The following is a 13,744-nucleotide window of genomic DNA, read 5'->3' as shown; positions in this document are numbered from 1 at the left end:
ATTTATAGTTTTAATAGTTTTGAGAAATTTGGTCTAAAAAAGTTAAAAATTCTCCCCTCACCAGCAAACTGTTGATAATTGTTGCGGCTTCAGGATCTCCTTGACAAAGTAATCCGGCTGTCACTTGATAATGAATTCCTTCTTGTATCGGTTGCTCAAGACGAATTAAAATAGTCTTCTGAGCCGGCGAAATAGGCATAGATTTTTTAAAAATTAATGCCCCTTGGGGGTCGGTAATGACAATCAAAAAAGTTTCTTCTTTATTACTTTTGATTGAGTATAGTAAAGTCGGATTGGCTAACCCAGTTTTTTGCCAAATTAAATTCTCCTCAATATCGGCTCCAACCACCGATAAAACGCCTGATGGCTCTGAACAACCCCTTGTTCCTGTTGAAGTTGTGTTTACAGGTTTGCTTTTAGGGGGCTTATATTTAGCTAAACTTACACCATGATTAACTAAAAAAATGAAGTTAAGAACTATTGCGAGAATTAACAACCTCTTCCTTCTCATGCCAAGAGTCAGAAAAATTCTAAAATTTGTAATTATAGTGATTATATCGGTAGTGGTGATTACTGTTTCTCCTTTTTTAGATAGGTCTGTTATCTCAGCACCTCCCACAAATGTTGAGTCGAAATGTGGTGAATTTCAAGAAAGTTGTCATCTACTTTTAGAGAGAATTCAACAATGGATAGAACAAGGAAATTTAACAGCCGCTCGCGCAAGGTTAACGGAGATTGAGCCTTTTCTGCCTGTGGAATTTAAGGCAGTGGCTCAGGCGATCTCAGCAAATATCGCCTTGCGAAGTGGTCACTATCAACAAGCAATCAGTCTATTATCGCCGCTAACTCAACTCAACAATTTTACCGGCAATAATCGAGCGGCTTTGTTATACAATTTGGCTCAAGCTTATTTAGAAAAAGCTTATGTTTATCAGCAGCAGGGGCAAACAACTAATTCCTTTCAAAATAAGAATTTAAATAATGAGATTACTTCAAATCGTCTTGAAGCGGTTAGACTACTACGGGAAATTATGTCGAGTGCTTCCTTAAAAAGTGCGATGGCTATTAAAGCCGCCCTCGTTTTAGGAGAGTTAGGAGAAGCCATTGACATTCAATCTTTATATGCAGCAATTGGAGAATATCCTGAAGGATTAGAGAAAATAGAATTTTTGCTGAAAGGAGCCAAGTTAAAAGGGGTCGATTCTCGTTCACTCTATCTTGAAGCCATCGAGATTGCTCAAAAAAGCAAGCAGCCTCTAGGAAAATCCTGGGCTTGGGGCTATTGGGGAGAATATTTACTAGAACACAAAGATTACAGAGGAGCTATAAAAGCAAGTATCGAAGCGCAGTTACCAATAGGGGAAAATCCCGATTGGCATTTAAGGGGGCGTTGGCTTTCTTTGGCGGCAAAAGCGTTTGAGGAACTTGGGGATAAAAATAACGCTTTAAAAGTTTATGAGGAAGCCTTTTTCTCGATAAAGCAATTGCGGAAAGACTTAGCCGGAGCGCCAATTAGTCCTGAATTAATTGATCTTATTCAAGGCATATTACGTAATTATTTAGAACTACTATTAGAAGACCCATTAGCTAGTCAAGCCCAGTTAAAAAAAGCCACAGAAATCCTAAATTTAACCGCTTTAACCGAGGTTGAGCGATATTTTAGAAGTGTATGTAACGTAGCACCTGAAGCCCAAGCGGCTCAAAATAAATTAACCTCAAGAGAAGCACTTATTTACACCGCTATTCTCAATAACCAGGTGTCTATTATCCTTGAATTACCGGATCAAACATACCATTTAACTTCGCACCCGATTCAAAAGGAAGAATTGAATAAGTTAATTATTACTTGGCGTAAACAATTAGCTGATCGATTCGGTGATGATCTGCCCAATACAAAAAACAACGGAAATATTTTATTTAACTTAATTGTCGCCGATCTTCTGCCTATTTTAAAAGCCAAACAGATAGAACATTTGATTTTTATTAATGATGGGCTTTTGCGAAATGTGTCTATGGCGGCTTTATTTGATGGGAACAAATATTTAATTGAAGGTTTTCAGATTTCTTATTCATCAGGATTAAAAAGTTTTAAGAGTCATCAAATTGATTTTCCGTCTTCTTTGATGATTGTCAATGCTGAAGCAGATTTAAGAGGAGTCGAAGCGGAAACGGAGCAAATTGCTACTGTTACTGAAGGACATAAGTTAACCGTCAATAGCCTGATAGATCTCAAAAATAATTTGCAAAAGAATTCTTATAATTTGTTACATTTGGCGACGGAAAGTCAATTTTCAGGGTTAATAGAAAATACTTCTATTAATATTGGGGAACAAACGATAGCCTGGACGGATTTTGAAAATTTCTTGCGCTCGCTTTCTAGCTCTCTTGATTATCTTACCCTTAGTTCCTGTGAAACAGCACAAGGGAATCAATATGCCGTACTGGGTTTAGCCGGCTTGGGATTGCGGACAGGAGTCTCTTCTGTTGTCGGCAGTTTATGGAAAATTCATGATGATGCTACAACAGATTTTATGAGCGATTTTTATTTTCTTTGGAAAACGACTAATAATATAGATCAAGCTTTACAGTTAGCTCAGATTCAAAGAATAAAAAGAAGTGATCAAATTAATCGTCCTGCCTATTGGTCAAGTTTTATTATATTACGATAATTTTTCGCTGCCCAAAAATGGCCTACTCAAATTTTAAAGGGGAATCTTCGGGTTGTTCTTAAATTAGTTTAAAAAAAAATAGATTAAAGCACTCCTTTTTATAGATTTGGGAGTGCTTTAATAATTAGACGAGTTTGATTTTCTTCTTGAGCTATCTTTAATTCTGAGCCGGTAAAGTAGGCATCTTTCCGTTATTTTGTATGACTTTATTAGCCATAGCCCATATCGTTTTTACTTTACGGATTCGCCAATATTCTACAACCTCATTAACTTTAGCTTGGGGGAGGCGGCGAGTAAGTATTTCATAACAATAACTGGCGTGTCGGGTTTCATCTTTAGCAATGCTTAAAATCCCCTGTTTAATTTTACGTAGTACGGGATCATCATCGGGTAATATTTTTGCCATACGTGCATAATCTTTACCTGAATCTGATTCTAAAATATATGTACTACCGGCGTAAGTAATCCAATTAATTTTATGTGGAGAAAGTTCTTCTCGGCTATATCCTTCAAAATAAGTATTGAATGAAGAACTAGAGCTATTTTTTTTCTGAGGCGGTAAGTTATCAAAATTAATAGGTTCGCTGCCACATTGTTTGAGAGCATGAGCAAAAATTCGACTGTGTTTGAGTTCATCGGCTGCATGACGAGCTAATTGGTCACTCAACCATTGATCGTTTTCTTGTATGGCACGTTCTTTGAGAGCTTCTAAAAAAGGAACAGAAGTGTACTCGGAGATATAAAATCGCATCAAAAGATCACAACGAGTTCGAGAATCTCGTAAATTCCGAGAGAGAATATAAGCGGTTGCTCCAGAGCCTAAAATATGTAAAATCTTGGTAAATAAATCCATTGTGCTACTATTAGATAACAGTGGAAAAATTCTATAGTAACATTAGTAGAATTTAGTGAAATCTAACTTAAAGCTTAAATTTCTCAAAATAAGTGGCTTAATTGCTTGCTTTGTTCATCCTTCTTCAATTCAAGCTCAAATTATCCCCGATCAATCTTTGCCTAATAATTCTCATACGACAATAAATAACAATATTATTGAAATTACTGGAGGAACACGAGCCGGGACTAATTTATTTCACAGTTTTCAAGAGTTTAGCCTGCAAACCGGTAACACGGCTTACTTTAATAATGCGTTGACTATTCAAAATATTTTTAGTCGAGTAACGGGTGGCAACGTTTCTTACATCAACGGTTTACTACAAACGAATGGAACGGCTAACTTGTTTTTTCTTAATCCTAATGGCATCATCTTTGGACCTAATGCCGCTTTAAATATTGGAGGTTCTTTTTTGGCAACTACCGCAAGTAGTATTTATTTTGCAGATGGATTAAAATTTAGTTCGACTCCTTCTAAAAATCCTCTTTTGACGGTCAATATTCCCATTGGACTTGAATTTAACAACTCTGCCCCCATTCAAATCAATAGTCAAGGACATAATTTAATCGTCAGTTCATTTCCCGTCTCTAAATTTCCCACTGAGGGATTGCAAGTTAATAGTGGAAAAACTTTGGCAATTCTGGGGGGCGATATTTCTTTAAATGGAGGAATTTTATCAACGGCTAATGGACGAGTTGAATTAGGAGCAATACGCTCAGGAAAAGTTAATATAAATTTTTCCGATGCGGGATTACTTTTTACTTATAATCCTACCGATATTTTTGGGGATATCGATTTATTGAATAAATCTTTAATCCTTTCTTATGGAACTTTCCCGAATTTTATTCAATTGCAAGGAAGAAATGTAAGGGTTAAAGATGACTCTTTAATCTTTATTCAAAATCAAAGTTCATCTTTCAGTGGAATAAAAATTTATGCCTCGGAATCAGTAACCGTTCAGGGAAGAGGATTGCCAAATAATCCTCTACGAAGTCGTATCTATACTGAAATGATAGGCTTTGGTCAAGGGGCGAATATCGAAATAATAACGCCAAAATTTACCGTATCGGATAATGCCGCCGTATCAACAACGACCTTTTCTAGAGGAAAAGGAGGAGATATAGATCTACAATCAGGGCAAGTATTTATAACGGGAGGTTCCGCATTAGCAGCCGGTGCATTTTCATCGGGAAATGGAGGAAAAATAACGATACAAGCCGGTGATCTAATTGAAGTTTCGGGGTTTGCTGAAGGAACAGTCCCTACAACACTATTTTCTGATTCGACCAATTTTCCTAGCACGATTAATACATTTTCTGTGAATACCGGAAAAGCGGGTAATATTGATATTATTAGTTCTTCCATAAATCTAACTGATGGAGGCGGAGTAGCTACCAATAGTTTTTTCTCAACAGGGCCAAGTGGCAATATTAATATTAATAGTCATACTATTAAATTAAGCGGAACTACGCCTCAAGGACTACAGAGTCTTATTGGTACTACGACTTTGGGAGATGCGGACGCAGGAAATATAAATCTTAATACAGTCAATTTAAGTGTACTTGAAGGGGGAACTATTACTTCTTCGACGTTGGCTAGGGGGAATGCAGGAACAATTATGATTAATTCCTCTCAATCTGTGACCGTAAAAGGGAGCCAATTAAATGTTAGTAGTACAATTAATTCATCAGCTTTAGTTCCCTCTTTAAGATTGCAGGATTTACTGAGATTAAAACCTACTACCATCGGCGAATCGGGTAATATCATAATTAACACAAAAGAGTTAATTCTTTCAAATCAGGGGAATATTGCTGTTGACAATCAAGTTCAAGGAAGCGGTGGTTCAATTCAAATTAATGCGGCTAGACTTGATTTAGAGCAAAAGGGTTTGATTACGGCAACGACGAGATCCAACTCAGGAGGTAATATAAATATTACTTCCCAAGATTTAAGATTATCTAACAGTCAAATTTCTACTTCAGCCAGTAGTACCGGCAACGGGGGTAATATCAACATCAATACAAATTTTTTAACTCTGACGAATAATAGTCAAATTAACGCCAATGCTTTTGAAGGAGCGGGTGGCAATATCAAAGTTAATACATTGGGGCTTTTTACGTCATTTGGTAGTGATATTACAGCTAGTTCACAACTGGGGATCAATGGAACAGTTACTATCAACTCAAATTTATACGAACTCAACTCAACCGATGTGAAATTTCCTTCCTTTATTAGTTTTGAGAATGTGGCAGCCGTAAGTTGTTTAAACAATTCACGAACCTACTCATTTTCAACGCCTGGAAGGGGAGGAACTCGCCCAACTCCCGATACTCGGACGCAGCACTATCAAATCGAAGATTTGATCCCGATGGGGCAAGCAGTGGGATTAGTGCGGCAACCGGATGGGCGGCTTAAATTAGTAGGTTGTCATTAAAACCTAAACTGTCCCTGAAGCGAAAAACTGCCTGCTTGTTTTTGGAGGCTATCCCCTGGAATATTTTGGGTATTAACCAAGGGAATAGCATAATTAACTTGCAAATTGAGAGAATTGCCCATATTTAAACGCAAACCTAAACCTGTACTCACTAAAGTTTGGGGATTGAGCGAACTATCCCTTGTATTCGTCACCGTCCCCAAGTCGACAAAGGGAAAAAGCTGCAAGGATAAAGATTCTTTTTCAATTAAAGTAAACCTTAATTCACCATTAAAAGCAAAACAACTATCCCCTGTACGCCCATTAGTTGTATATCCCCGAACGATATTGCCAAAAATAAAAATGTTACCGTTACGGCCTCCGATTGTACATTCTTCAGAAGGCGGTAGAGTAGAGGGGGAAAGTTGAAGTGCCACACGAGTATAAAACTGCTTATTGTCATCTATCTTTTTTAAAAATTGAACTTGCCCCTGCCAACTAAAGAAAAAAGGATCGATTTCTAAATTAGAGTCTCCAAAGGTAAACTGAGATAAGCCTAAAAATAGTGAATCAGCCGAGCGTTTGATATAGGTTTGGTTTAATCTAAATGCGGTTAATTTTACGTTAGAAAAAAGCTCATCATTCAAAACATAACTTTGATTTTCCCGTCGATCTATTCGTATTCCTAGTTCAAAGGTTTCGCTAGGAGTAAAAATAACCGGTTGAGTGAAGCCGACAGAGGCAGTAAAAGCTTCACTTTTAATATCTAAAACCTCAAATAGTCCGTGTACAATTTCAGCATCAGTCTGTTGGTAGGCTAAATCAATTCTTCCATTTTTGCCGTTAACTGGCAAAGTATAGGCAGTTAACAAGCGATCTAGTCCTTCAGTAATTTTATACTCAAATCGAAAATTATCTCCTTGTCCTAAAAGACTCTGATTTTCTAGAAAAAACCTGACTCCCGTATCCCCAACAGTAAAATTTTCATCATTATTTATTTCCGCTCCGAGTGACCACTTGGGGGCTTCTACTACTTTAATTGTCAGCAAGCTTTCTGGGGGTAAATTATTAGGAGAATTTGGGCTTGAAGGAATTTCCGTTAAATTAGCTTCAAGATTAGTAAATAAAGGATCTTGTCTCAGTAAAGTTAATCCTTGTTCAATTTTTCTAAGCTCCATCGGTGTATCTAAAAATCGTGCTAATCGTGAGCGAATATATTGGGGATTAAGTGATTGATAACCGGTGATTTCCAATTTGACGCTTCCTTCTCTGGCTTCAAAAGTTACAACTCCATCATTAATATATTGTTCAGCCGGTAATACAACGATTGAATTGACATACCCTTTTTGAATATATAAATTAGTTAAGGCACTCTGGATTTTTACTAAATCAAAAAAGGTAACTGATTGGCTAATATAAGGCTTGGTAACTTGCTCAACTTCAGAAGGAGTAAGCACTGTGGAATTTAATAGTTGTACTTTTTTCAAAATGAAGGATTCAACTAATTCATTTGAAGAAGAAGAAAAATCGGGGGCATTTTGAGCTAATACTGTTTCAGAATGTGTAGCAATTGATGAAAGGCTTAACAAATGAATTAACAGGCTCCAAAGAACTACCTGTAATTTTTCTCTTAAAGAGTTGTTAATCATTATTGATAAACTAAACTAATAAATGTTTTCTGGCTAAGTAATGGGAAAACAAGAAGCTCTTGACTTTTCCAACGCTGACTATTTAACCCACACAAATTGGGCGTTAAATGCCTTATTGTATTTCTGAGGAGATTCTTTCGACTATGAAAGAAACTAATAAGCATTCAGCGAAAATAGTCTTCACTATTGTAAACGATATTAGTCACTTTAAAATATTGGTAACTTGGGAAAAAATGCCGCTATATATTTTGAAAAATTATCTCCCCGTCAAAACACTCCCTTGGGGGTACGACAGCATACTATTAAGCATTAGAAGAGGTTCGTTTCCCTTAAGGAACAGGCGAAGTCTATGATGTAATGGTTCAGTTTAATAAGAATCGAGCTACTATTTTTTTTGACAACGGTGGGCAGACAACCATTAAGCTCAGACAACAGTTCATCACTGACTTGAGTAATATTGAAGGGGAAAGGAGAGTCGGACCAATCAGGGTTAATAACTCTGTAAGTCTAGGGTTAGAAAATATTCGACATTTCCTGGTACGTCAGCCTCCCTAGGGTTAAACGAGCTTTGGAGGATTAACATCAATCTTCAAAATTTAAGTCAATATTAACTAGAATAAGGGAAGTTTTTAAACTTCTCTTAACAACCCTTTTTTAAGATTAAACTCGTGATATTTTAGGGAAGAGCCAAGTTATTAAAAATTTTGGGACAATTTACATGAGATACACGAGAAAAATGCTACATTTACTGTGCATTGTAATTTTTATCGTCCTCTACTCACTCGCGCAATTCGCTCTCGCCCCGGCGGTGCTAGCTCAGGTAAAAGATTTTAATCAATTAAGCGTCGCCACCTTTAACGTGGAAAACCTCGATCCCCAAAAAGAAGCTCTGGCTAAGGTCAAAGATAAAGACCCCGATAACGTCGACGATGATGTGGCAAAGGGAAAATTCTCCGCCCTAGCCAAAGAGATCGTTAACGATCTTCAAGCCCCCGACATCATCGCTTTACAGGAAATACAGGATAATGACGGAGCCGAGCTAAGTTCGGTAGTCGATGCCTCCGTAACCGCTAATACTTTAATCGACGCGATCAAATCGGCAGGAGGGCCGAGTTACTTGTATCGAGATATTCCTCCTGAAAAAGATCAAGAGGGAGGTCAGCCGGGAGGCAATATCCGAGTGGCTTTTTTATTCAATCCCGCTCGAGTCAAGCTACAGAAACTAGAGCGTTTCTCAAGTAATGTGGCGTTCTCCGACAGCCGCCGACCGCTCGTCGGAGAATTCACCTTCAACAACAACGCCATAACCATTATCAATAATCATTTAAAGTCAAAAAGTGGTGGCGCGGTAGCTTCTCTTGGGCAACGGGTAGAACAAGCTAAACTCGTCAATCAATTCGTGAGCGATCTCCTCGAAACCAATCCGACAGCGAGTATTATCGTTCTCGGCGATTTCAACGATACACCGGACTCCCCGGCCGTACAAACGCTTTTAGGTACTGTCCTGGAGAATTTAACCGAGAAAATTCCGTTGGCCGAGCGTTACTCTTTTATTTTTAAAGGGAATCGCGAATTAATCGATCAGATTCTCGTTAGCGAAAACCTTGCTAGTGGGGGGCAGCCGGAAATAAAAGCCGTTCACGTTAACGCGGGAAAACCTGGGCGAGCTAGCGATCACGACCCGGTGATAGCCAGCTTTACTATATTTCCTTCTTCTAAAGTAGTGATCCCGCCGGTTTCGGCAAACGATGCACCGAAAGCTTTCATATTTCCTGCTCTCGCGGGGAACGAGTTATTAGAACAGCTTGATCGCCAATACTCGCCCCTGTCTACTCTCGGATACGGGGAAGCGCGAGATCTCCTGTACACCGAAATCGATAACTCTGACGGCATCGTTACGGATATCTATGCCGGATACGCTGTAGAGATCGATCAAAACTCGTCGAGACCTCGACAGGAAGCTACGCGACAGGGTATTAATGCCGAACACGTCTGGCCTCAAAGTCTCGGAGCCTATGGCCCGGCCAAAAGCGATCTACATAACCTCTTCGCCGCCCGAGACGAGATCAACTCGGCCCGGCAGAATTTTCCCTTCGCCGATATTCCCGACAACGAAACCACCGCTTGGTATCTCGACGATGACGAATTGAAAGTCAAACCGAATTTGTCAAATATAGATCAATACAGCGAGTACAAACGAGCGACCTCTTTCGAGCCGAGGGAAAGTAAAAAAGGCGACATCGCCCGAGCCATGTTCTACTTCCGTACCGTCTACCCCGACTCGGCCGATCAGAATTTTTTCGAAAAACAGAAACAGACGCTCTGTAAATGGCAGGCGACAGATCCGGTCGATGAACCCGAAAAATTACGTTCGCGTAAAATCGCGGGAACCCCGCAGGGAAATGAAAATCCTTTCATTCTAGATTCCACACTGGCTGAGCGGGCTTTCTGTGAATAATCAGTACATTCGTTGAGCCAGTCAGAACTACGGAATCAGCGCGGTTTCAGGCTAGAAGTCAGTTGTCCATGTCAACAGCCACTGGGAAAAGCCACGCTGATCCCTTCTTAAAGTCGAATTCAACAATGCCTCTATCAGGAGTTGTTGATTGTAGTCGCATCTTCTGACGGTAGATAAAATTGTATGCTACTCCCCGAGCGGGCCAAATTAAAAGTTTCCCGCCCTAGCGGCACAAAAGCACTCACTTGAAGCGATAGGAAGCTTTTAAAAAAACTTGCCGCCGATAATTCAAATATTAAATATTACTTCGTTATTTAGATACAGGGCAGCCAGTAAAGTATTGGTGTGAGGATGAAAGTAGTAAAGGGTTTAAAAACAATGACTTGTTGTATTATCCTTCTTAAAGTAGTTAAACTCCCAAGTTTTGTTAGAGAAGTGCAAAAAAGTTTTTATTGAGATTATTTAAAAATTTTACTTGAATAAACTTAAGCAAGTCATCTTGAAAAAAAATCCGAAAATATAGATCAAGGAAGATAAAAGTTTTCGCCCAAAGGTTGATGATTAAATAATCACACAAACGGGTCAATTAAAAATTATGAAAAACCTCTTAGAGGGTGTTTATAAAGTAAATCTAAAGACAAGAAAAAAATAGGCCAAAAACGATTAATCTAATCTGGGTAATTGTTCGCAATCAAAAGTGAGGAGCGATCTGCTTGTATCCAAGTGATTTATCTGATGCCGAATGGGAATTGCTTGCCCCACTTATTCCAGCCGCTAAATCCGGGGGACATCCGCGTACTACAGATATTAGACAAGTCTGTAATGCGATATATTATCATTTGAAGACCGGATGCCAATGGAGATATTTACCCAAAAATTTTCCTCCTCCCTCCACAGTCTATAGTTATTATCGCAAATGGGTCAAAAAGGGGGTTTGGGAAAAAATCAATCACACCCTCCGGCAGATGGTTCGTCAACAGGTAGGGAAATCTCCGCAAAGTAGTGTAATCATAGCAGACAGCCAATCGGTGGAAACAACCGAAAAAAGGGGGATGTGTATGGCTTTGACGGTGGAAAAAAAGTCAAAGGCCGAAAAAGGCAATTATTAGTTGATAGTTTAGGATTAATCTTGAAAGTAATTGTAGCTGAAGCTCATGGTCAAGAAAGAGTCTTAGCGGCGACGGCGGTAATGGAACTATTAGAAGAAAATCCCAAACTGCTTGAAAAAGTGGCTTTAATGTGGGTAGATGCTGGTTATAGTGGTGATAAATTTGCTCTGGCTATTTGGTTGATGATTCAAGCAAGAGTAGAAGTAATAAAGCGTTCAGACAAAAAATTTAAAGTTTTACCGAAAAGATGGATTGTGGAACGAACGTTCGGCTGGTTTAACTGGTATCGTCGTTTGAGTAAAGATTATGAAAAATTATCAGAAATGAGTGAAGCCGCTATTTATGCAGTTATGACAAGGATAATGTTGCGTCGCCTCGTTTCTTAAGATTGACTTTATAAATAGCCTCTGAAGCTTCAGCTTTAAAAGTTGTGCTTATTCCTGAATTGATAATCTTATTAGTAATAATTTCTTTGATATTAGGAGATAAATTTTCAACGGTAACAGTGACTGTTGCTTCATTAGAAATAAGCCCATTTTCATCAGTCAGGAAATAACTAAACATATCAGTCCCAGAGAACTTGCCAACAGGAGTATAACTAATTGTCCCGTCAGAATTAACAACTATTTTTCCGTGAGATGAATCCGTTTTAATTTGAGGATTAAACGTTCCTATACTGTCATTGGCAAGAACGTCAATAACGATGAACTGATTCTGTTTAGTTGTAGCAGAATCATTAACAGCAATGGGAGGGTTTTGCTCGTCAGTTAGAATGAGGACATCATCGATCGTCACAGAACTATCCTTAGCGCCAAATCCCAGTAAATCAAACGAGAGGGTAGCGCTTGTTCCTGCTGCTATTCCACTAAGATCTACTTTAACGATACGCGAAGTATTGGAAGCCCCGCTTAAAGTAACTTTGGGATTGTAATAAGTTGTCCCGTTGGATTGTAAGTTCAGCAAGGAGTCAGTTTGAGTTAACCCGTTTAAACTGATTAAGGGGGTGAGGGTAGTAGCATCAAGTAGTGCGACTTCAAATGCGTCAGGTGGTACAAGGTTACTGTGTCCTAATTGGGTGTCAGTCAGAGTAAATTGAAGGGTTTTAGCTCTCGTTGGGATGACAAAGGTTTGAGTTAAATTAGATAGGAATGGGGAGTTTTCAGTTAATACGGCTTTTTGATTGAGAATATTAACTGCACCCCGTCCCTTCCAACCGAAATTAGGATTATCTGGCTTAGAAATAGAGAAATCGCCGTTGAGGATAGCAAGGAGGGGTAAGGATGTAAGCGGCGCTGTTAGGGTATTGTTGGTAGTTCCTCCTGTTGTAGAACGGATAGCGTTTAAGATTTGAAGGTTTAGTTGTGAAGGCAGTTTGCGAACACCGGGCGCTAGGGAGGTGTTCATTAAGTCGTAGGGATAGAGATTAGAATCTAGGTGGGAGCGATCGCTTGTTAGTTTAGCTGTAAAGTTATCACCAACGAAGACGGGAAAACCGTTAACGGATTGAACGTGACTGTCAAAACTGTCGTGACCATTGATGAAGCCGGCAATGTGCCCCATTTCGTGGAGTATGGTGGTGAGGAGATCATATTTGCCAAATGCTTCTGAGTTAGAGGAAGCTTTGAAAGCTGTTTCGTTGAAAGATTGACTAAATTCGCTATTTTCCCAAGGGGTAGAATCGATAAACCAGCCTAGTCCGTTAGCATCATCATCAATAATGATTGTACCGCCAGTAGGACGACCTTGAACATCAAAGTTTGTCACATAAGATTCTCCGAGTTGTCCATCAGGAAGATTTTTAACAATTAAATCAATGTCAAAAGCGGTTTTGAGAGAAAGAATAATACTCCACAAAGAAAGTGCGCTATGGTTGATTTGATCGATATTATTTACCGCATCAGTATGACTAGAAGGAAAGTTGAACGAAGGAATGTTGAACCTCAAGAGTTGTTGCGCCGATACGCTCTCGGAGAGAAAGACTTTAGCCGAAGTTACCTCAATGATGGAGGAACTATAGAGATGAGGGGAGCTAACTTGAGGGGAATTAACTTGAGTTACTCGAAAATCGCTGCTGATTTGAGGGGTGCCAATCTGAGTGGGGCTGACTTGAGAGGTGTTCATATGCCCGAAACCGACTTTGAGGGAACTGACTTCAGTCACGCCAATTTGAGTGGGGCTATTCTCTGGCAATCGGGTTTTTACAAGGCTAATTTGAGTTTTGCCGATTTGAGTGGCGCGGATCTCGGATGGTGCAATTTGCAAGGTGCTAACCTCAGAGGAGCCAATTTGAGTCAAGTTCGGATGGATCGTACTGTTTTTAGTGATGCTGACTTGACCGAAGCAGACTTCAGCAATACCGTGATTCATGCTATTTTCACAAGGGCTAATCTCACTCTTGCCAATTTGAACGGAGTGATATTCGAGAGAGCTTGGTTCGTTGAAACGATTATGCCCGACGGAAGTATCCGCACTGAAGGTGACTGATGTAGCGATGTCTTCAGACGCAAGAGAATTGCTAGCCAGTAAGGAAGCACGGGGAGGCAACTTTTGTTCA

8 protein-coding genes and 1 pseudogene are annotated in these 13,744 nt (G+C 39.3%); 5 read left to right on the top strand and 4 right to left on the bottom strand.

The window, feature by feature from the left end; genetic code table 11:
- Positions 1-10 precede the first annotated feature (10 nt).
- On the bottom strand, positions 11-349 hold the full coding sequence (locus CYAN7822_RS30585) for a hypothetical protein (RefSeq protein WP_157872019.1): 339 nt from the start codon (positions 347-349) through the stop codon (positions 11-13).
- Between the two features lie 199 nt (positions 350-548).
- On the opposite strand from CYAN7822_RS30585, the gene CYAN7822_RS30580 reads away from it, so the two are divergent.
- Entirely contained in the window at positions 549-2,669 is a 2,121-nt protein-coding gene (locus tag CYAN7822_RS30580) for a CHAT domain-containing protein (protein ID WP_157872018.1), read from the top strand.
- A gap of 157 nt (positions 2,670-2,826) precedes the next feature.
- Here the strand turns inward: CYAN7822_RS30580 and CYAN7822_RS30575 are convergent, their stop codons facing one another.
- Positions 2,827-3,522, bottom strand: a complete 696-nt coding sequence (locus CYAN7822_RS30575; protein WP_013334803.1) for a ferritin-like domain-containing protein — start codon at positions 3,520-3,522, stop codon at positions 2,827-2,829.
- 55 nt (positions 3,523-3,577) lie between these two features.
- Between CYAN7822_RS30575 and CYAN7822_RS30570 the strand changes: the two genes are divergently transcribed.
- Positions 3,578-5,995, top strand: a complete 2,418-nt coding sequence (locus CYAN7822_RS30570; protein ID WP_013334802.1) for a two-partner secretion domain-containing protein — start codon at positions 3,578-3,580, stop codon at positions 5,993-5,995.
- On the opposite strand, the gene CYAN7822_RS30565 is transcribed toward CYAN7822_RS30570, so the two are convergent.
- On the bottom strand, positions 5,992-7,623 hold the full coding sequence (locus CYAN7822_RS30565) for a ShlB/FhaC/HecB family hemolysin secretion/activation protein (RefSeq protein ID WP_013334801.1): 1,632 nt from the start codon (positions 7,621-7,623) through the stop codon (positions 5,992-5,994). The genes CYAN7822_RS30570 and CYAN7822_RS30565 overlap by 4 nt on opposite strands.
- Before the next feature lie 736 nt (positions 7,624-8,359).
- On the opposite strand from CYAN7822_RS30565, the gene CYAN7822_RS30555 reads away from it, so the two are divergent.
- Together CYAN7822_RS30555 and CYAN7822_RS37060 are read left to right on the top strand one after the other, a co-directional pair.
- On the top strand, positions 8,360-10,081 hold the full coding sequence (locus CYAN7822_RS30555; protein WP_013334800.1) for an endonuclease: 1,722 nt from the start codon (positions 8,360-8,362) through the stop codon (positions 10,079-10,081).
- Between the two features lie 713 nt (positions 10,082-10,794).
- Positions 10,795-11,576 (top strand): IS5 family transposase gene (locus tag CYAN7822_RS37060; protein ID WP_173362888.1). Its coding sequence is split into 2 segments (ribosomal slippage): positions 10,795-11,122 and positions 11,122-11,576, totalling 783 coding nucleotides; the frame shifts between segments, so codons are not numbered across the junction.
- On the opposite strand, the pseudogene CYAN7822_RS40605 reads toward CYAN7822_RS37060, so the two are convergent.
- A pseudogene (locus CYAN7822_RS40605) lies at positions 11,539-11,946 on the bottom strand (Ig-like domain-containing protein); the annotation flags it as partial. The gene CYAN7822_RS37060 and the pseudogene CYAN7822_RS40605 overlap by 38 nt on opposite strands.
- 1,110 nt (positions 11,947-13,056) lie before the next feature.
- On the opposite strand from CYAN7822_RS40605, the gene CYAN7822_RS40600 reads away from it, so the two are divergent.
- Positions 13,057-13,674 carry a pentapeptide repeat-containing protein gene (locus CYAN7822_RS40600; RefSeq protein ID WP_425365354.1) on the top strand — a complete coding sequence of 206 codons (618 nt, stop codon included), beginning with the start codon at positions 13,057-13,059 and terminating at the stop codon, positions 13,672-13,674.
- Positions 13,675-13,744 lie beyond the last annotated feature (70 nt).

This window comes from Gloeothece verrucosa PCC 7822 (assembly GCF_000147335.1).
Taxonomy (GTDB): Bacteria; Cyanobacteriota; Cyanobacteriia; order Cyanobacteriales; family Microcystaceae; genus Gloeothece; species Gloeothece verrucosa.
This window is presented reverse-complemented; position numbering and strand designations above follow the sequence as displayed.